This window comes from Treponema sp. B152, assembly GCF_024181665.1.
In the GTDB taxonomy this organism is placed as follows: domain Bacteria; phylum Spirochaetota; class Spirochaetia; order Treponematales; family Treponemataceae; genus Treponema_B; species Treponema_B denticola.
Genome location: NZ_CP058668.1, coordinates 2,127,789 through 2,148,539 on the forward strand (window position 1 = coordinate 2,127,789; position 20,751 = coordinate 2,148,539).

15 protein-coding genes, 1 tRNA gene and 3 rRNA genes are annotated in these 20,751 nt (G+C 39.0%); 3 read left to right on the forward strand and 16 right to left on the reverse strand.

Features of this window, described 5'->3' with window-relative positions:
• Positions 1–20: 20 nt before the first annotated feature.
• The 6 genes from HYB91_RS09960 to HYB91_RS09985 form a co-directional block, all read right to left on the reverse strand.
• Positions 21–3,737, reverse strand: a complete 3,717-nt coding sequence (locus HYB91_RS09960; protein WP_002676948.1) for a transglutaminase domain-containing protein — start codon at positions 3,735–3,737, stop codon at positions 21–23.
• Positions 3,721–5,019 (reverse strand): DUF58 domain-containing protein, encoded by a 1,299-nt coding sequence (locus tag HYB91_RS09965; protein ID WP_002676947.1) that lies wholly within the window; start codon positions 5,017–5,019, stop codon positions 3,721–3,723. The genes HYB91_RS09960 and HYB91_RS09965 overlap by 17 nt, the downstream gene beginning before the upstream one ends.
• Positions 5,020–5,063: 44 nt before the next feature.
• A 5S ribosomal RNA gene (gene rrf / locus HYB91_RS09970) occupies positions 5,064–5,175 on the reverse strand.
• Positions 5,176–5,289: 114 nt separating this feature from the next.
• A 23S ribosomal RNA gene (locus tag HYB91_RS09975) occupies positions 5,290–8,249 on the reverse strand.
• 188 nt (positions 8,250–8,437) lie between these two features.
• A tRNA-Ala gene (locus HYB91_RS09980) sits at positions 8,438–8,511 on the reverse strand.
• Between the two features lie 138 nt (positions 8,512–8,649).
• Positions 8,650–10,194, reverse strand: a 16S ribosomal RNA gene (locus tag HYB91_RS09985).
• Together the 16S, 23S and 5S rRNA genes with 1 tRNA gene alongside form the textbook arrangement of a ribosomal RNA operon.
• 583 nt (positions 10,195–10,777) lie before the next feature.
• Here HYB91_RS09985 and gatC point away from each other — a divergent pair.
• The 3 genes from gatC to gatB are packed head-to-tail and all read left to right on the forward strand — an operon-like array spanning position 10,778 to position 14,035.
• Positions 10,778–11,089 (forward strand): Asp-tRNA(Asn)/Glu-tRNA(Gln) amidotransferase subunit GatC, encoded by a 312-nt coding sequence (gene gatC, locus HYB91_RS09990; protein WP_002665812.1) that lies wholly within the window; start codon positions 10,778–10,780, stop codon positions 11,087–11,089.
• 14 nt (positions 11,090–11,103) lie between these two features.
• Positions 11,104–12,561 carry an Asp-tRNA(Asn)/Glu-tRNA(Gln) amidotransferase subunit GatA gene (gene gatA / locus HYB91_RS09995; protein ID WP_002665813.1) on the forward strand — a complete coding sequence of 486 codons (1,458 nt, stop codon included), beginning with the start codon at positions 11,104–11,106 and terminating at the stop codon, positions 12,559–12,561.
• On the forward strand, positions 12,554–14,035 hold the full coding sequence (gatB, locus tag HYB91_RS10000; protein ID WP_002676946.1) for an Asp-tRNA(Asn)/Glu-tRNA(Gln) amidotransferase subunit GatB: 1,482 nt from the start codon (positions 12,554–12,556) through the stop codon (positions 14,033–14,035). Before gatA ends, gatB begins: the two co-directional genes overlap by 8 nt.
• Positions 14,036–14,037: 2 nt before the next feature.
• Here gatB and HYB91_RS10005 read toward each other — a convergent pair whose 3' ends face one another.
• The 10 genes from HYB91_RS10005 to HYB91_RS10045 all read right to left on the reverse strand — a co-directional run bounded on the left by HYB91_RS10005 (position 14,038) and on the right by HYB91_RS10045 (position 20,745).
• Entirely contained in the window at positions 14,038–15,018 is a 981-nt protein-coding gene (locus HYB91_RS10005; protein WP_002676945.1) for a hypothetical protein, read from the reverse strand.
• Entirely contained in the window at positions 15,015–15,695 is a 681-nt protein-coding gene (locus HYB91_RS10010; protein ID WP_002676944.1) for a DUF6966 domain-containing protein, read from the reverse strand. The genes HYB91_RS10005 and HYB91_RS10010 overlap by 4 nt, the downstream gene beginning before the upstream one ends.
• Before the next feature lie 98 nt (positions 15,696–15,793).
• Positions 15,794–16,555 (reverse strand): YwqG family protein, encoded by a 762-nt coding sequence (locus HYB91_RS10015; protein ID WP_002676943.1) that lies wholly within the window; start codon positions 16,553–16,555, stop codon positions 15,794–15,796.
• A 64-nt stretch (positions 16,556–16,619) separates the two neighbouring features.
• Complete coding sequence (locus tag HYB91_RS10020; protein WP_002676942.1) at positions 16,620–16,970, reverse strand: hypothetical protein; 351 nt, start codon at positions 16,968–16,970, stop codon at positions 16,620–16,622.
• A 21-nt stretch (positions 16,971–16,991) separates the two neighbouring features.
• Positions 16,992–17,177 carry an RHS repeat-associated core domain-containing protein gene (locus HYB91_RS13020; RefSeq protein ID WP_080612285.1) on the reverse strand — a complete coding sequence of 62 codons (186 nt, stop codon included), beginning with the start codon at positions 17,175–17,177 and terminating at the stop codon, positions 16,992–16,994.
• Positions 17,168–18,349: a WG repeat-containing protein gene (locus tag HYB91_RS10025; RefSeq protein WP_002676941.1), complete on the reverse strand. Its 1,182-nt coding sequence runs from the start codon at positions 18,347–18,349 to the stop codon at positions 17,168–17,170. Before HYB91_RS10025 ends, HYB91_RS13020 begins: the two co-directional genes overlap by 10 nt.
• Positions 18,350–18,399: 50 nt before the next feature.
• Positions 18,400–18,675 carry an Imm17 family immunity protein gene (locus HYB91_RS10030; protein WP_002676940.1) on the reverse strand — a complete coding sequence of 92 codons (276 nt, stop codon included), beginning with the start codon at positions 18,673–18,675 and terminating at the stop codon, positions 18,400–18,402.
• A gap of 33 nt (positions 18,676–18,708) precedes the next feature.
• On the reverse strand, positions 18,709–19,359 hold the full coding sequence (locus HYB91_RS10035) for a DUF4304 domain-containing protein (protein WP_002676939.1): 651 nt from the start codon (positions 19,357–19,359) through the stop codon (positions 18,709–18,711).
• A 55-nt stretch (positions 19,360–19,414) separates the two neighbouring features.
• Positions 19,415–19,912: a YfbM family protein gene (locus HYB91_RS10040; protein WP_002676938.1), complete on the reverse strand. Its 498-nt coding sequence runs from the start codon at positions 19,910–19,912 to the stop codon at positions 19,415–19,417.
• A 230-nt stretch (positions 19,913–20,142) separates the two neighbouring features.
• Positions 20,143–20,745, reverse strand: coding sequence for a hypothetical protein (locus tag HYB91_RS10045; protein ID WP_002676937.1), 603 nt, complete (start codon positions 20,743–20,745; stop codon positions 20,143–20,145).
• Positions 20,746–20,751 lie beyond the last annotated feature (6 nt).

Here is a 20,751-nt window from a genome sequence, read left to right on the forward strand (position 1 = left end):
TTTTGTCTATATCAAAAGCCTTATAACTTGAAAGTAAAAATATCCTTTACAAAAATATTAACGGAATTTTTAAATCCGTTTTTATCTAACTTTTCAATCGGAAAATTCTTGCTGTAAAGAGTATATCCGTTTTTATCGGCTAATTTAAAAGTAAGACTTTTATTGGAATATGTCAGCTGAAGAGAAAATTTAGAATTATCGTCTTCTATAAAACGGGATGATAGTATTAATTTTTTCATTTTCTTTGCACTGATTTTTATATTTTCAATTTTGTCTATTTCTACGGTTATTTTTACAGGTAACTTTATATCATATTCCAAAAAGACGGCAGGATTTAAATCAAAAAGAGATTCCAAGTAAAGATAATAGAGCTGTGAAGAATGTTTTTTTGCAATTTTACTTCCTTGGGCATACAAGTCCGCAAGACTATGTTTTTCCCATTCCAAATCCATTTTTGAAATACCTTCATTGAGTAGTTTTAAATCGGCCTCCAGAATTGCCCGGTCGGCAAGATAGGCACCGGCACTTTGCGGAATAAACATAGTTTCTATAGATTCGGCTTTTTTAAGATATTTTAAAGCCTTTTTCCCTTTTCCTTTAAAGGCATTATAATAGTAAGTGTTTGTATAAAGATTATTTGTATTGCCGCTTAAATCTCCTGTACTGTTTTTCTTATATTCCTTTGCAACTTTTAAAGAGTATAATCTAAAAACAGCATCATAATATGTATATTTTAATTTATAATTTATTTTATTGCTGAAATTTTTTATCCAACCTAAAAAGCCTGATTTTAGTTCGGTTTTTTCAAAATTATATTTTCGTATGTATAATGATTTTTTAATTTTATACAGATTGGTTTTAAATTCGTTTACACTCAAACCGTAATTTGAAATCCATGCTTCACTGGTGTTTTGAAGCTGATTTAAAATATACTGTTCGGCCTTTTCAATATGACCCGTTTTTAAATATAAACTTATAATGTTTAAGGCTGAAAGAGGAGTATCATCATCAGCGGATGCTGAAAGATATGCAGATAGGGCCTGTGAAAAATTATTTCTTCTTTCTTCAAGTTCGCCCAATATCATATAACTCGAACTACGTTCTTTCATATTTAAAGCAGCTCTTGCATCCTCTATTGCATTATCAAATCGATAAAATTGACTCTCTAAAATAGACCTATTATAATAATAAACGGAACCCGAATATGTTCTATTAACTTGTTCAGCGCCCTTTATTGCCTTTGTATAAAACTCTTTCGATCTCTCATAATCAAACATTTCATTGTACAATGTGCCCAAAGAATTATAAACCGATAAGTCCTCGCCATAACGCTTTATATTATCCAATAAAAAGCGTATCCCTTCCTCAGGCCTATGACATTTAAAACATAGCCAGCCGTAATTTGAAGCCGCAAAGCGGTCATAAGGGATAAGACGTAAATAATTTTTAATATACATCAAGGCTTCTTCATATTTATTTAAGGAGGATGCACAACCGGAAATATAAAATAAGATACTGCTGTTTTCAGGATTAATTTCCAAACCCTTCTTTAATATTTTATATGCAGGTTTATATAATTCCTTATTATGATAAATTTCTCCCAATTTTAAAAATAAACTGTCATTTTGAGGATATTTTTTTATTCCATCCTGTAAAAGAGACAAGGCCAACTCCCAATTTTCAGCTTCCACTGCCTTTTCGGCCTCAACAACAATAGTTTCCGCACTTTCTGCAAATACAAAACACGATATAAGGCAAAAAGCCAGCAAGACAATAATCTTTTTTGTTTTGTTTTTTAAAAGATTTTTGGCAACCTCTGCATCATCTATTGTACATTCCGGTGCAAATTTTGCTTTTTGAATTAGAGTATTCATTTCTATTTTCTCTTCAGTGCTCCGTTTTCTTTTTTTAAATAACTTACCGGCTGTAAGCACAATTCTTCTGTTATTCTTAGAAAATTTTAATATAAGATGAGGCCGAGCCTTGTAAATTACAAATATTATAATCAAAAGAATAATTATAATAAATCTGAAAAAAGATATGTTATCTTTAAAAAATTGTTTTATATAAGTACCTATGTTTAAAACATCATCTTCCCTTTCGGTAATTTCCGTAATTTTTATTTCACTGCGTTTTTCAAGAATCTCACTTAAAAGAGAATTAAATTCCTCTCCTCCCGCATTCATACCAAAATTAATATTTTCTCCTTCCGCAAGCTGAGAAGTCGTAGGATCGAAACTAACCCAGCCTATGTACGGAAAAAAAACTTCAACCCATGCGTGAGCCATGTTTGCCCGAACCGGATAATAATTCATAACTTCAGATTCGGGCTGAACAAAAAATCCTACCGCCACTCGGGACGGAATTCCTATACTTCTAAGCATAAGAGCATAAGAAAAAGCAAAATAAGTACAGTATCCTTTTTTTGTTTCAGTCAAAAAATATTTTAATTGATTACCATCAGGAGCTTTCCCGGGTTTTAGAGAATACCGAAAATCCCCATCCGTAAAATAAAATTGAAGAGCTAAAATTTTATCCAAATAATCGGGAATATCGCCGGTTATATCCTCAGCTGTTTGATGCACAAGTTTAAAACTTTCATCATCAATTTTAGTATAAAAATCCAAATCTACTTTCGACATTCCCTCATCTTCATCTCCTGATGGAAATGCCTCGCCGTAAAGATCCGATGCAAAATCAAATATTGCATCGCTGAAAACCTTATATCCTCCGTTAAATTTTGAACTATCCCAAATCTCATAAGGAATTACCTGTGTCGGATAATCCATAGCTATGAAGGACGACGGTGATAGATTTACAAAAAAATACTCTTGTGCAACTTTTTCACGCATAGAAAAGGCTCTATGCAAAATATCTTTTCGACCCTTAGGCAGAGAAATAATTTGAGCTTTTTCGGATGGAGCTTTTTTTTCATAAAACCCTTTTGCAGAATCCCAGCCTGAAAGATACATCCTCCTCAACATATTGTGAGAAAAATCATTATCAAAATGAGCAACCAAAATAAGGTCATCGCTCATTTTAATTTCACTTTGCAATTTTAAATAATCGGAAAAATCAAATCTAAAAAGAGTAGGCTGCAATAAACCTCCATGATTAACCGATGAGGATTCATTGTAGGTTTTTAATACAAAGGTCATTATAAAAGTAAAGAACAATAAAAAAAACAAAAAAAATGTAAAAACCTTTTTTTCAAAATTAAAAGATAAAAAAAGACGGATTATTTCGACTGCAGAAAAGCTAAGCGAAAATAAAACCGCATATATCGGGTATTCAAAAACGGACATCGAAAAATTTCCTTGAGTCCAAAAAAGAAGAGCAAAAATACTAAAAAAAACTATAGGTTCATAACGACGGTACTTTTCATTTTTATAAAAATTAATAGTAGAAGTAGAAATAAAAACAGTTTGTAATATCAAAAAAGGGAAAATAACACCCAGCCTTAAATATAGGATATCGAAAGGTTCGGCTGAAATAATTTTAAATAAAAATAAAAGCAAAAACAAAAAAATAATCAAACTTAAGCATATCAAAATAATAGATGCCGATAGTTTTATCTGTTTTTTTTGGAACTGATAACACAAAAATATTACAATAATAGCCCAGACAGGAAGAATAAAATGGGGTAAAATTTCAAACAAGTATAATGAAGGAATAATACTTAGCATTAGCAATGAGAGTATACGTAAAAGAAAATTAAGCTTATATCGAGTAAGCATAAAATCCTCCAGTCTTCAATTCGTGTTTTAGAATCTCAATTTTTTCGTTCATTTCTTTTGACAAGCGGTTATATTTTTTTTGAGACGAAGTATAAAACAAAAAAGAATGTAAAATATTTTTAGGTTCGGTAATTATACTTTCCGGTCCGGTATAAAAAACACATTCTTTTTTATGATCTGAAAAGATTCCAAAAAGTTTATCTAAAATTTTCTTGCTTGATTGTACGGGCATAAAAAAATAGAGCAAGCAAGTTTTTTTGTTTTCCCCATCAATAAAAAAATTCCTCTTTAATTTAGGTTCAGCCTCGCTTGATTTTTTTTGAACCCTAATTTGCGGAATGGAAAAAAATCTTTTTATCGATTCTTCCACATCTCTATCATCCGAGTAAACGCTCCCCGTTTCATAAGAGTTTTTTTCGTTATCATAAAAACGAATATTAAAACTTATTCCTTTTTGATGTAAATAAAAAGCTATCGACGTACTCAAATTAATAAACTCATCGAATTTCTTTTTATAAAATTCAATATCGTTATTTACAATCGGACTTTCAACATATATTGTAAAAAAACTTCTTGGAGGAGGAACAAAATCTCCCTGTTTTATACTAAGTTCCTGAGTGTGAGCATACAGCTTCCAATTAAGTTTTCTTATATCATCACCAGGAAAATAAGGGCGGGAATCATAAAGTTCATCAGTCCGTCTCAAGTTTATAGTATGAGCTGATGTTTCATTTAAAATTTCGGGAATCGCAAAGCTTTTTATTTCTGTCAACATCGGATAAATAAAAAGTTGAGGTATGGATTTTTCTTTTTTTAACAATCGAAATGAAAAAAATCCTGCAAGATCGGAAATTTCGATATACTCTTTTTCCAAAAAAAATCTACCTCTTTCTTCTTTTGGCAGAGGAAAATGGGCCGCAAACCTTTTAAGTTTAATATTAAATTTTAAACTTCTGCTTTTTTTATTTTTTAAATCCGATAAAAACTCAAAACCGTAAAATACAATAACCCCCGGTAAAATAATCGAAAAAAGTTTTTTCCCTTTTCGGACTCTTGAGGGTAGAATGGAAATATTTTCATTTTTTAATTCTACCAATAAATCCGTTTTCTTCCATAACAAGACGGAAAGACTAATAAAAATTAAGGAAAGCACAACATAAAGGCATAAGCAAACGCCGCAAACAATTGCAAACAATTCGCCTCGAATAGCGGCTCCCGTCAACAAGAGAATTGAAAATATAATATAAATAGTTCCGGAAACCGTAAACTTAAAAACCTTCATCAACGGCATATTATCATTTTTAAAAGAAAAAATCAATAAAAAAAGCCAGGCAGCATCCTACTTTCCCACTTGATCAGCAGTATCATCGGCGTAAGAGAGCTTGACTTCCGTGTTCGGGATGGGAACGGGTATTACCTCTCCACTATGGCCACCTGGCAATAATAAACAAATTAAGGACTTAAAACTTAAAATAAGTTTTAAGTGTACTAAAAAAGAGAACGAAGAAGAAAAGTTAATTTTTTTTATTTACCAGAAAAAAGAAACAATAATATGGTCAAGCCTCACGACTTATTAGTATTGGTCGGCTGAACACATTACTGTGCTTAGACCTCCAACCTATCAACCTTGTAGTGTGCAAGGAGTCTTTAGGAGGGTTAAACCCTCAGGGATACGTAGTCTTGAGGCGGGCTTCCCACTTAGATGCCTTCAGCGGTTATCCCTTCCGAACTTAGCTACCCGGCAATTACCCTTGGCAGGATAACCGGTACACCAGAGGTTCGTCCATTTCGGTCCTCTCGTACTAAAAACAGCTCCTCTCACGTATCCAACGCCCATAGCAGATAGGGACCGAACTGTCTCGCGACGTTCTGAACCCAGCTCACGTACCGCTTTAATTGGCGAACAGCCAAACCCTTGGGACCTGCTTCAGCCCCAGGATGCGATGAGCCGACATCGAGGTGCCAAACATTCCCGTCGATGTGAACTCTTGGGGAATATCAGCCTGTTATCCCCGGAGTACCTTTTATCCGTTAAGTGACGGCGCTTCCACTCGCTACCGCCAGATCATTAAGACCTACTTTCGTATCTGCTCGAGCTGTCACTCTCGCAGTTAAGCCTCCTTGTGCCTTTACACTCGCTGCGCCGATTTCCAACCGGCGTGAGGAGACCTTCGCGCACCTCCGTTACTCTTTAGGAGGCGACCGCCCCAGTCAAACCGCCTGCCTATCACTGTCCCGCTTCCGGTTTCACGGACAGCGGTTAGAAACCTGATTTATCAAGGGTGGTATTTCACTTTTCGGCTCCACCCAACCTAACGGTCAAGCTTCATAGCCTCCCACCTATTCTACACATGATAAACCAAGTCCCAATAATAAGTTGCGGTGAAGGTTCACGGGGTCTTTCCGTCTAACTATGGGTAACCGGCTTCTTTACCGGTATATAAATTTCACCGAGTCTCGCGTTGAGACAGTGCCCAGAATCGTTACACCATTCGTGCGGGTCGGAACTTACCCGACAAGGAATTTCGCTACCTTAGGACCGTTATAGTTACGGCCGCCGTTTACCGGGGCTTCAATTCAAAGCTTCACATTGCTGTTAACCTCTCCTCTTAACCTTCCGGCACCGGGCAGGTGTCACCACCTATACGTCCCATTGCTGGTTCGCAGATGGCTGTGTTTTTGATAAACAGTCGCCTGGGCCTGCTTTCTGCCACCCCCTCATCTTTAAAAAAAAGGAGGTCACACTTTTTCCGAAGTTACGTGTGCATTTTGCCGAATTCCTTAACGCGAGTTCTCTCGAGCGCCTTAGATTTCTCATCCCATCTACCTGTGTCGGTTTACGGTACGGTCTTTTATAACCTAACCTTAGACAGTATTTCCCGGCACCTTGATTACGCCCGCTTCGCTCCACCGTAGTTTCACTCGCTGTCGCAGCTTACCTTGGACGACGGATTTACCTATCATCCTTTATAACGGCTCGCTTACTTTGACCGGCATCCGTTAGCCGGCCGGGTTTCACCTCATGCGTCCTGCCATCGAAATTATAAAAGGTATCGGAATATGAACCGATTTCCCATCGACTACGACCTTCGTCCTCGCCTTAGGGGCCGACTTACCCTGGGGAGATTACCTTTACCCAGGAAACCTTAGATTTTCGGCGGGGAGGGATCTCACCTCCCTTTTCGTTACTTATACCTGCATTCTCTCTTCCATCTCCTCCAGAATCCCTCGCGGGTATTCCTTCATCAGTTAATGGAATGCTCCCCTACCGCCTTATGCTCAAAAATGCATAAGACCCGTAGCTTCGGTATACTGCTTAGCCCCGTTACATTATCTGCGCATGGACACTCGACCAGTGAGCTGTTACGCACTCTTTAAAGGAATTGCTGCTTCTAAGCCAACCTCCTGGCTGTCTTTGTATCCACACTTCATTTCACACTCAAGCAGTATTTGGGGACCTTAGCTGACGGTCTGGGCTGTTTCCCTTTTGACTACGAACCTTAGCGCACGCAGTCTCACTCCCATACGTTGATTATCGGCATTCAGAGTTTAACTGGGTTTGGTAGGCTTTGACGCCCCCTAGTCCAACTAGTGCTTTACCTCCGATAATTTTGTATGAGGCTGTCCCTAAAGGCATTTCGGGGAGAACCAGCTATTTCCGGGTTTGATTAGCCTTTCACTCCTAGTCACAAGTCATCCATACCTTTTTTAACAGATTATAGTTCGGTCCTCCACAAGGTTTTACCCTTGCTTCAACCTGCTCATGACTAGATCACTCCGGCTTCGGGTCTACGACATGCAACTATTCGCCCTATTAAGACTCGGTTTCCCTTAGGCTCCGGAACTTCTATTCCTTAACCTCGCTGCATATCGTAACTCGCAGGCTCATTCTACAAAAGGCACGCTACCACCCTTAAAAGGGCTGTAACATCTTGTTGGTTTACGGTTTCAGGTTCTATTTCACTCCCCTTACTGGGGTTCTTTTCACCTTTCCCTCACGGTACTTGTTCACTATCGGTAGCTAAGTAGTATTTAGCCTTGGATCGTGGTCGACCCGGCTTCCGACAGGGTTTCTCGTGCCCCGCCGTACTCAGGTACTGCATCAACAAGTCCGATTTATTTCGCTTACGGGGGTTTCACCCTCTGCGCCAGGCTTTCCCAAAACCTTTCTGCTATAAATCGAATTTGTAACTTGTCGGTCCTACGCCGATGCAGCCCTTCAACTCCCTTTAAAGGGTTTAGGCTCCTCCAATTTCGCTCGCCGCTACTTTCGGAATCTCTTTTGATTTCTTTTCCTTGAGTTACTTAGATGGTTCAGTTCACTCAGTATCGCTTTACCTCTCTATTTTATTCAAGAGCGTAATGTCAGTATCACTACTAACGGGTTACCCCATTCGGCTATTTCCGTATCACAGGATGTGTGCTCCTACACGGAACTTTTCGCAGCTTACCACGGCCTTCTTCGCCTCTTAGCTCCATAGGCATTCGCCATAAACCTATTCTCGCTTGACCATATTATTGTCCCTTCTTTCTTTACACTTTTCGCTTAAAAAAGAAGTTTTGTATTTTTAGTTTTCTTTTACACTGGTATGTTTCAAACATTCCAGCGTCTTCATTCCCTTCCCTAGTTATGTCAAATATCTGTTCGCCTTTTCTTAGCGATTGGGCGAATAAAAACCTTGTCGTTAAACAAGGTTTTATGGAGATAAGGGGATTCGAACCCCTGACCTACGGCTTGCAAAGCCGCCGCTCTAGCCAGCTGAGCTATATCCCCTCAGTTGTTTTATAAAAAAAAGAGTTTCAGGAAAGAACGAAAAGGAAGTATCAATTTGTCTTGTGTACTTCAAGACTAATATACATTGTATATTTTTATAGAAGGTTAAAAAACCTTCTATACTACCCTTTCTCTTAGAAAGGAGGTGATCCAGCCGCACCTTCCGGTACGGCTACCTTGTTACGACTTCACCCTCCTTACCAAACGTACCTTCGGCACCGTCCTCCCTTACGGGTTAGACTAGCGACTTCGGGTACCCTCGACTCGGATGGTGTGACGGGCGGTGTGTACAAGGCCCAGGAACGTATTCACCGCACCGTGCTGATGTGCGATTACTAGCGATTCCAACTTCATGAAGTCGAGTTTCAGACTTCAATCCGGACTACGATTGCTTTTTTGCGTTTTGCTTGACCTCGCGGTGTCGCTTCGATTTGTAGCAACCATTGTAGCACGTGTGTAGCCCTGGACGTAAGGGCCATGATGACTTGACGTCATCCCCACCTTCCTCCGATTTGTCATCGGCAGTTCCGCCAGAGTCCTCAGCTTTACCTGTTAGTAACTGGCAGTAGGGGTTGCGCTCGTTGCGGGACTTAACCCAACACCTCACGGCACGAGCTGACGACAGCCATGCAGCACCTGTCAAGAGCCGTATTGCTACGCTGCCATATCTCTATGTCATTGCTCTTGATGTCAAACCCAGGTAAGGTTTCTCGCGTATCATCGAATTAAACCACATGCTCCACCGCTTGTGTGGGCCCCCGTCAATTCCTTTGAGTTTCACCCTTGCGGGCATACTTCCCAGGCGGTACACTTAATGCGTTTGCGTCGGCACCGAAGCTCTTGCCCCGACACCTAGTGTACATCGTTTACTGTGCGGACTACCAGGGTATCTAATCCTGTTTGCTCCCCGCACCTTCGTATATCAGCGTCAATCATCGGCCAGAAACCCGCCTTCGCCACCGGTGTTCTTCCAAATATCTACAGATTCCACCCCTACACTTGGAATTCCGGTTTCCCCTCCGTGATTCAAGTCAAGCAGTACCCAATGCAGTTTACGAGTTGAGCTCGTAGATTTCACACCAGGCTTACCTAACCGCCTACATACCCTTTACGCCCAATAATTCCGAACAACGCTCGCCCCTTACGTGTTACCGCGGCTGCTGGCACGTAATTAGCCGGGGCTTATTCGCATGACTACCGTCATCAAAGAAGCATTCCCTCTTCTTCTTATTCTTCATCTGCAAAAGAATTTTACAACCTTTCGGCCTTCTTCATTCACACGGCGTCGCTCCGTCAGACTTTCGTCCATTGCGGAAGATTCTTAGCTGCTGCCTCCCGTAGGAGTTTGGGCCGTATCTCAGTCCCAATGTGTCCGTTCACCCTCTCAGGCCGGATACCCATCGTTGCCTTGGTGGGCCTTTACCTCACCAACCAGCTAATGGGACGCGGGCCCATCCTGAAGCGGAGCCGTAGCTCCTTTCCTCATTTACCTTTATGTAAATGAGCACATTCGGTATTATCTAATATTTCTACTAGCTATCCCCATCTTCAGGGCAGGTCACCCACGCGTTACTCACCAGTCCGCCACTCTAGGGGAGAGCAAGCTCTCCCTTACCGTTCGACTTGCATGCTTAAGACGCGCCGCCAGCGTTCGTTCTGAGCCAGGATCAAACTCTCCATCATTATTATTTCAAGCCGCCCTTAAAGAGCGGTTGATTTCTAATTTTAGTTTGTCCCTTACTTATTATTGTTAAGGAATTTGGTAAAGGCTAATCAGCTTAACCCTTACCGGTTTTTGATACTTTCCTTACCAAAAGCTTTACGCTTTGGCTATTTTTGTTCTTTCCCTTCCCTCTTAATTTCAAATATCATCCGCTAAAAACTCGTAAAAGTTATGTAGCGAGCAAAAAGGAGTATACAGTATTTTCTCACTTTTTGTCAAGAGCTTTTTAAAAGTTTTTTTATTTTTTTTAACCTTTTTTGCAGCTTTTAAACTGCCAAACTTAAGAAGTCTTGCCTTCATTGAAAATGCAAGACTTGCAAAACTTTTCCGGTATTTTCTTCGCTTTTCTAGGCACACCGTCTTAGCCGACGGTGAGTGTGAATATACCCCTTTCTCAAACTTTTGTCAAGTACTTTTGGTAAGGTTTTTGCAAGTTTTCTGCCGATAAACTCTCCATTTTCCCGACCTTTTTTTGGTGTATTGCTTACCTTCCTTTGCCCTACTTAACATCCTTTTGTATTTATGATATTATGCCATTTACTTATGGAAAAGAACAATAATAAAATATCAAAAGAAGTCTTCTCGACTCTTTTGTATCTTTCCCGCCTTTCTTTAGGTGAACAGGAAGAAGCCCGCTTATCGGGACAGGTAAATAACTTGGTCGGTTATTTTGAAATCTTGGATAAATTTGCGGACAGCAGTTTGGATTCTTCGATGTATGCCAAACACAGCGAAACGGACTTACGCTCCTCCGAAGTAAAAGAAGGCCTTGCTCAAAGCGACCTTAAAAAAATGACTTCGGAATATATGGATAATTATTTTAGAGTTCCAAAAGTTTTGGGCTCAGGAGCCTAAGGAGATAAAATTTCATGATAACTGATTTGACATTTACACAGCTGCGCGACAAATTAAAAAATAAAGAACTTTCTTCCCTTCAAATTCTTAAAGCATTTAAGGATGAGTATGAAAAAGATTTAAAGCATCCCCTCCCATTGAACGGGTTTGTAGAATTTTTTGAAGATGCAGAAGAACATGCAAAAAAGGCGGATGAGCTTATAGCTCAAGGCGTTTCCTTTGATGAAAAACCTCTTTTGGGCTTGCCCATCGCAGTAAAAGACAACATCTCAATGGCAGGAAAGCTTTGTACCTGCTGCAGCCGCTCATTACAAGGCTACTATGCTCCATACAATGCAACGGTAATAGACCGCTTATTGGAAGCGGGAGCCGTTTTAATGGGAAGAATAAATATGGATGAACTCGCTATGGGTTCTTCAACCGAATTTTCATGCTACGGACCGTCAAGGAATCCCGTTGACAGGGAAAGAACTCCGGGCGGAAGCTCAGGAGGTTCGGCAGCCGTAGTTGCAGGAAATCAGGCTCCCTTTTCTTTAGGAACTGAAACGGGAGGCTCGGTTCGTCTTCCGGCTTCTTATTGCGGAATTTACGGCCTTAAACCGACATATGGTCTTTTTAGCAGATACGGGGTAGTCGCCTTCAGCTCTTCCCTCGACCAAGTAGGCCTTTTCGGAAAAGAAGCCGCCGACATAGCTCTCGGTCTCGCCGTTATGGCAGGAAAGGACGAAAAGGATGAAACTTCGGAAGAAGCCGATTTTTCTTCATTATTAAAACTATCTGCCTACTCAAAAGAAGAAATAGCCTCATTAAAGATTGCAATCCCCAAGGAATTCTTAAATACCCAAGGCTTAGATCCGGAAGTAAAACAGGTCTTTGACGAACTCTGCGCTTGGCTTACCAAAAACGGAGCAAAACTTGAAGAAGTTTCCATACCTGTTTTAGAGGCTTCCATTCCGACATATTATACACTTGCAATCTCGGAAGCAGCAAGCAATCTTTCCCGCATAGACGGAATAAGATTCGGGCTCCGCAAAGATGCAGGCAAGGGAAACGATGAGCTTTATATTCAAACAAGAAGCGAAGGCTTCGGCCCCGAAGTTAAAAGACGAATTATAACCGGCAACTATGTTCTTTCAAAAGAATTTTCAGGAGATTGTTATGAAAAAAGCTTGAATGTAAGAGCAAAAATAGCTCAGGGAGTAAATGAGGTTTTACAAAAATACGACTTTATAATCTGCCCTACGGCTCCGGCCCCGGCCTTTAAGCTTAACGAAAAAGTAGACGATCCTATCGCCATGTACCTTTCGGACCTTTTTACAACCTTTGTAAACCTTGCCCGTATTCCGTCCCTTTCGGTTCCGGCAGGAAAAACAAAGGCAGGTCTTCCGGTAGGCATTCAGTTTTGCGGAAAGAAATTTTCTGAAGACCGTATCTTAAAACTTGCAAAGGCCTGGGAGGAAGATCATGCTTAAACACGGCAATTTAGAATACGAAATAATTATAGGCTGCGAAATACACTGCCAGCTTTTAACGAAGACAAAGGCTTTTTGTTCTTGCGAAAACCGTTACGGCGGAATTCCAAACACGAGGGTCTGCCCCTGCTGTCTCGGTCTCCCCGGAGCGCTTCCCAGAGTAAGCAAGGAATATGTAGAATTCGGAATTAAGGCCGGACACGCCCTCGGCTGCAGGATAAATAATTTTTCCAAATTCGACAGAAAGCATTATTTTTATCCCGACCTTGTAAAGGGTTATCAGATAACTCAATTTTATACACCTCTATGCGAAGAAGGTGAAGTCGAGGTGAACCTTGCTTCTCAAAATGAAGAGCCGAAATTCAAAAAGATAAGAATTGAGAGAATCCATTTGGAAGAAGATGTAGGCAAAAGCCTTCACATAGAAGGCTCGCACAGTTATATTGACTTTAACCGCTCAGGCGTTCCTCTAATAGAAATTGTTTCAAAGCCGGATATGTCTACGCCCGATGAGGCTGCGAAATATATGCAGACAATCAGAGAGATTTTAAAATTTATCGGCGTTACCGACGGAAACATGGAAGAAGGAGCCCTGCGCTGCGATGCAAATGTCAATCTAAAAATCATCGACAACGGTGTAGAATTTAGAACTCCTATTTCCGAAATAAAAAATATGAACTCCTTTAAGGCTGTAAAGGATGCCTGCACCTATGAGGTTTCCCGTCAACTGGAAGAATACAACAGCAAGGACCGTATCGCTTTTAAGACGGGCTTTAAACGCACCATGGGCTGGGACGAACCTTCGGGGCAGACCGTAGTACAGCGTACAAAAACAATAGCGGAAGATTACCGCTTTATGCCCGAACCGGATTTAAGAGCCTTGGAGTTGAGCGATAAGTTTATCAAAGAGGTAAGTGATTCGGTCGGAGAATTACCGGAAGCAAAACGGCTCCGTTTTAAAAAAGAATACCACTTGTCGGAATTCGATGTTCAAACCCTGACCTCTGAAAGAGAGCTGGCGGAATGGTTTGAAGAGGCGGCAAAAAAATCTTCTTCTCCCAAAAAATGTGCCAACTGGATATTGGCGGAAGTTCTGGCTGTTTTAAACGAAACAAACTCTTCTCTTTCGGATTTAAAATTCGGACCTGAAGCTATAGCCGAGCTTGTAAATGTTATTGAAGAAGGAAAGATAACAAGCAAGCAGGCCAAAGATGTTTTTGCCGAGATGTTAGCTTGCGGTAAAAAGCCTTCTGCCATAATAGCCGAAAAAGGTATGGAACAGGTAAGCGATTCTTCCTTTATCGAAAAAATTGTAGAAGAAGTTTTTGCCGAAAACGCCGAAGCCGTTCAAGATTGGAAAAACGGAAAAACCAATGTTGCAGGCTGGCTTATGGGACAGGTTATGAAAAAATCAGGCGGCAAGGCCAACCCAAAACAAGCGGCTGACCTTGTGAATAAAAGACTGACACAGTAAACTTACAGCCATTTTTTTATTATTTCGGTAAAATCGGAAATCATTAAATTGAAATCATAATTCGGTGTTTTCTTTTTTTGTTTTTCTGAAATGGTTTTAAGAGCAAGTAAAAAATACTCTGCCAGTTTTTCTTTTTGCTGATGATGTGTTAATAAGCTGAATTCTTTTTCAAAATGAATGACTACCTCTATCTTGCCCGTATCTGCTTTAAAAGGCCCGTATTGAAATCGGGGACGCAAGTAATATCCGTTTTCGGAAATTTCTTCTTTTGTGTATAATTTCTGTAATTCTTTTGCGGCTTCTTGACTTGATAATTTGCGTCCCGATTCATCGATGACATAGTTTGTTTTACAATGAGCATTATCATAATAGCTGAAAGCACATTTCAATAAAATACAATTTACAGCTTTGCCGTATTTTTCGGGACGCATCTTTTTATTTAATTCGTCCTGAAGTTTTTCCTCAATACTTTCTATAACCGGTTTGGAATTTTCATAACAGTTGGATATTGTACGCACAATCCAAACAGGATTTTTAGGAATCCAATTGCGTTGACTTTCAATTTTTATGTCTTCTATATTTTCGGTTACGGGGTAATCCCAACACATCGGTTGCTTCTGGTCTTTGCAGTCGGGAGCGGGATAATAGGAGGTTCTGCCCTGCTCCATTGTAAAGCCCGTTTTTCTTTTTGACCATATTGCCTCGACAAAACGGAGCTCTCCGAATCTGTTGCAAAAAAAGGTACGGGGATTACCATTAAAAAACACACCTCTTGACGCTTCCAAAGGTTCATGATTTCCCCAACCGATTACGGCAAGACATTCGCAAAGCCGCACCGCCTTGTTCCACTCCGATACGCTTTTATAATCCGCATATTTTAAAAATTCCGCAAAAAGTTTTTCACGCAGTTTTTCAATGAAGTTTTGAGAATGTAAAAAATTTTCCAGTTCCGATAAGTCGTTAATTGCATAAATTTCATTCATATCCGTTTTCCGTCTAATTTCCAATATTTAATTCTTGTATCGCCGCCGCATTTTTTGCAGCGAGAATTTTTAGATGCCGAAAAACCGATTCCGCTTTGTTCCGCAAGTTTTATAATCCGCTCTCTTTCTTCAACCAAGTTCGGAATATCCGGTATGAGGCAAGCGGAAATCAATTCTTCCGTTTTGTTTTGTAAAACAGCCTCTTTTACCATTTTAGGTAAAAGAAGTGAAGCCAAATATGAATCCGTTTCTCTTTTGTGTATTTGTGAAAAACCGCAAGACTCACACTGAATGCCGGTTATGATTTTCCGTGTCCGGCTTTCTGCGAATATTTTTTCAATATTGATTTTTTTTCCTGCTTTTATTATATTTGCAATTCCGTAAGAAAGGCATTTAAGATATTCCATCAACTCATTTGCCCATGGTTCAGCCTCGTCGTTTATAGTATGATTATTTACCTTGCAAATCCAAATATCATTTATACTGCCCATTCCTCCGTAAGCCCCAAGATGATGCTCAACGCTGCCTGTGCTTAAGTATTCTTCAATATCGGTTTCAATCCATTTTCGCCAAGTACAGGACGTTTCGGTAAACAATTGTTTTAAAGCTTGCAATGCATAAATATAGTATCTATCATTTTCCAGCTTATAATCTTTTTTATTCGGTAAGCTTGACATTGTTCTTCTTTACTAACACTCCTTTTAAATCTTGGCTTTGGAAGTACCACCGCTTTTGTATACGCCAAAGTTCTTCCAAAGACGAGATGCCCATTTGTTTAACAGCAATCCCAATACAGCCATACCTTATCGAAGTTTCTGTTTTTTAAATCGTCTTTATTGATAAAAAAATGAGCTGTGCCGGTATCCCCGAACATAATCTTATCATCGCTATCGATTTGCAAAAGCGAAACATCATTTTTATGTTCTTGCCCGTAATCGCGCGGATCGGTCTGCGTAAAATATGAATAACCTCCTATCTTGTGTCCAGTGCCGTAAAATAAATCATCAAATGCTTCTTTTTGTGCAGGTTCAAGCGTATCATAAAGATCCCACGGGCTTTTTCCGTTGAACATACAGCTGCACCGGAAATCTTCGGTACCGCCGTATTCTTCCGTTTCTTTAAACTGCAAACGGTGCTCGCACCATATCGGGCAGTCTTCGTACAAATCTTCAGTTAAGAACGGAAAATCAGTTTGAGAGGGCGCGTCCGTATGCTCGTGGAAAAGTATTTTTATTTCTTCGCAATCGTACCACCCATCTGCCGAAACGAAAAACTGCAAAATACCTTTTTCCGGATAATCGGGTATATGCGGAATTTCCGAAAAATTTAATTGCGCCCATAAAATAAGCGGCTTGCCATCCTTGTCTTTCGGATAGTCCGTACCGACAGGCAAATAAGGGGTTCCCAAAAACTTGGAACTTTTTATATCCGTTGTTTCACCGTCGTTTAGGGCTGTCGCAAGAATTTCGACAGAGCGCTGCCTGTATTTTTGTAAAGCGGTTTCGTATTCTTTCAGAAAATCGGGAATTTGTTTCATGATTATACTCCTTATAGTTAATTTATCCGATTTTTCCCTCTCGTAACTGTAACGATAGAGGAGATTATTTCTTTCCTAATACATCTGTTAATTTTAACTTCCAATCTGTGTCCCATTTATTTTCGATTGCTTTTGAGTAATTCTTTATATGATAGTAATCATCAACGTTTTTATGGTAAAGAAAGCAATTATCAACACTACTAATTATCCATTTCAAAATCTCAATTTCCTTGACATTTAATTTATTGAATAAGACATAATTGATAAGTTCCTTTATTTTATCAGTATCAAAATATTGCTCTTCAAACAATTTATAACAAAAAGTATCTTCTACATCATCATCTTTATTTTTTATAATCAGACTATTGTACTCGATACCCTGTTCCATTTTTTGCTTTTTTAGTCTTTTTTTCATTTAAACTACCATTAAGATTTATTACCGCTTTTGATTTATTATTACTATCACCCCATACAATGTTGGGTTTTCTCCCGTCAATCCTATCGGGTCTTGTGATATATAAGAACCTGTACTCAGGTCATAATACCTAAACCTATTGTATACTAAATCCGTTTCATTGTCAAAGTATTGTCTTTGATAGTGGCGCCCGCTTATTATTTTAATATCTTCCCCGAAAAATCTATTTCAAATCCTTGACCGCAGGAATATGCTTTTATGGTAGTATCGGGATGCTCAAGGTCTTTTATGTAGTAATATTTACAAGGAACGATTTCTTTCCCTTCCGCAGACAAAACGCCCCATTTATTGTTGTAACGCATAAAGATAAGGTCATAGAACAAGAATCTTTTTACGGCTTCGTACTTACACGGCGCTACGAGGTTTCCTTGATCGTCCATAATGCCCCATTTGCCGTTTTCGCTTACTTCAGCTAACCCGCCCCGAAAATCTTCGGCTTTCTCATAACGGGGCAGACTTAATATCTTCCCTTTGTTGTCTATATAGCCCGTAAGCCCGTTGAGCACCACCGTATAAACCTTTTCTTTATCTTTTAAAGAATGAACGGCATCGTATTCCAGAGGCACTATTATTTCGTTTTCCCCGCTTACAACCCCTGTTTTGCTCTCTCTTTTTGCTATGTATTGATTATTTCGGCAACATGTTAAGCGATCGTATATTATAGGCACGGTGAGTTTACCTTCTTTATTAACGGCACCCCATTTATTATCTTTTTTAACTTCAGTGTAGTCCATAACAGGATAGCTGCTAAAAAACGCATTGGCATCATCATATATAAACGGTACTATCGTTTTATTATCCTTATCAACAAAGCCCCATCTGCCCTTGCTTTCTACCGCATACAAACGCGTAGGAAAATGCAATGATGAGTGAGGCCGCTTTATGCTGTCATACACAAAGGGGATAACCGTTTTTCCTTTATAGTTGAGAGCTCCCCATTTGCCGTTTTCTTTTGCCCATATAATCTTGTCAGGATAGGTAAAATAATCCATCTCATCATATTGTAACGGAGTAATCGATGTGTTTTTTTCATCAACCAATCCGTATTTATTTCCATCTTTACTGACAATAAAGATTCCCTGCAAATAGCGATAGTATACTTCTTTATAATTATGTTTCCATGTAAGATGCTCCGTCATATCAGGAGGAGTTGCACTCATAAAAGAAAAGTCCTGATACCATGGCCCCTCACTATCTTGTACAAAAATATTAAAATCTTCCGGTTCTTGTGCCGTCATACCCATACCTAATAAAAGTATTAATAATAAAATAATCCGTTTTAGATTATCTTTTATCTTCCGCTCTTTAATTGCTTCCATTCATCATACCGTTTGTTTATGCCTCTCTTTTAGCGACGCTTTTTTTATTTTTATTTAAACACACCATAGACAAAAATTCCGCCGACAACAGCAAAGAAAACGCCGCCTACAAAACCTATTATGCGGGCAACAGGACGGCCCAAATAACGGCTTATCTGTCCCATTCCCCATTTACTTTGATAGTGTGCGTCCGGCGCATACAGCCAATCCCAATCTCGCACGGCGCCTATAATGAGGCAAACTCCGAAAATAAAAATAACAACTGCTATTATTTTTTTGAAAATAGCAGGATTATTTTTTATCCATTGCTCAATACGCTCGTCCATAGTTTGTCTCCTCCTGTCCCATTTTTTTAAAGATTATTGAATAATTTCTAAACCATGTAAATATGCAAATTTGATTAAACTTGCACCGTAAAAGTCCTCAAAATGGAAATCGATGTTTTCTTTTGGAATTTCTTTTAATGAGTTATAAAACGAAATATATTTTTTCTTTAACTTATCTTCTTTGATGACTTTATTAAAATATCTTTCAGCCGGCTCTTTACCGCCAAAATAGTAGATATAGTAGAGCAAAGCATACCCTTTTAATGAGCCGTTTAAAATTCTTTCAATATTTTTATTTGTATCTTCAAAGTCTGCAAATAAAGGCATAATGTGTTTATGTAATAATCCCGTAATTTGCGTTACGGTATCTTTATAGCTTGCACCGGCCAACTGCCACCAAGCGCCCGCTTTTCTTCCGGCTAAAGAACTAAGCTCTCCGCCGTAAATAATTCCCTCACTGGTTATGCCTGCTTTTTTCATAGCCTTTGAATAAATGTTGATATGCGGGATAAACTCAACACTAGATTCACAGTTGTATCTATTGGCTTGAAAATATATTTCAAAAATAATGTCTTTGTTATTTGCAATTTTTCGTAAAGTCTTTCCTTTACCTAGCACTTTAAAGTCAGGGAAATTGCGTGCTATTTCTTGCCACGCTTTTTCGCAAAGTTCTCTTGGTTTCATAACTTCCTCCTAAAAACTCATTTCCAAAATTCTAATATTTCAAAATCTTCACATTTTAATAAATGGAAACCAAAACATTTTGACCTGCTTGGGCTGCTTCGTTATAAAAATCTTTAAGTCCGGCAAATGCACATTTAAGTTCATCTATAACTTCTTCTTTTTCATCTTCATAACCCCAGATATTCGGATACAGTTTATTTTCCTTACATTTTTGCATACTGAAGTTTTCCAAAAGAGAATCAATATCGGTTTCATTTAATTTTTTCACGATTAATGGTATGGTTTCCTTTTTTGTATATCCGATAAAATCTTCGCATCCTTCGAAAGAATCTACTCCGACAATTGCTTCACTAAGCGGGTTACCCTCTATCGGCTCTCCTGCTGAAACACCGGTAAGTACAAAATGTAAAACGTCCCACATTTTATCCATGTCGAATAAAATACAGTCTTCGGCTTCTTGCAGTTCTTCCGTAAAATCCGCAATGTCTTTTTCGGTCATAAGTTTTTTTAAGTCCCTATCACTTATGAGTTGATAGTTCGCAATCATTCCCATATCAAATTCTCCTTAGCTGTTATCCAAATTATCATTCTTGTGAATACTCTTGTCTTTTGTACTCCATTATTAAGATAATGTCAATCGAGACTACACGCCAATCCGAATGGGGCTATTTCTATATTACTATCAAATACATACCCATACAGAGTAGGATTACCACCCGCCAATATTCCGCCAAAGGCGGAGAACAGAAAGCAAAAAAACGCCTCGATTGAAGCGTTTGTGAATTATATAATTTCACCCATTTCTAAGAATATCACATTTTCATAATTTTGATTTTTACAAAACTCTTTTACTCGTTCTGTACACAATAAAAAACCAGAGTTTGTAAGGGTAAAGAAGTCAAAGTCGCCGATTACATTGGAACTGAAAAATAATCCTTTGCCTTGCTCTCTTGAAATAATGACATCGCCTCTTAAATCTGCAACTCCTATTATTTCTTCTATCCCCCGTTCACTCCTTATTATCGTACTTTGAGGAAGACAGTCGAAACTTATCGGACTAAAAAAAGCGGTTAAGGGAATAGCTTCCTTGGGTAGCCATTTTAAACGTTTGATGTTTTTTGCGTTTAACTCTTTATCTGTTTTATTGTATCTCAATTCCACACTTTTCAGCTCTTTGAAATTTTCTTTTAGCAATTTAAAAATCGAGTTCTTACAGACATTTATCGCATAGCAAAAAACAAAATCACCAATTTTATCTCCACCGCTACACCAATCGTCCCACCAAACATCCAAAACATCAACTTCTTTAATGTTTTGTTTATTACTTGGTCGAAGAATGGCAAAACTATCTTTTCCCGCATAGCTCGTTATATTATATATTTTCATTTTTTA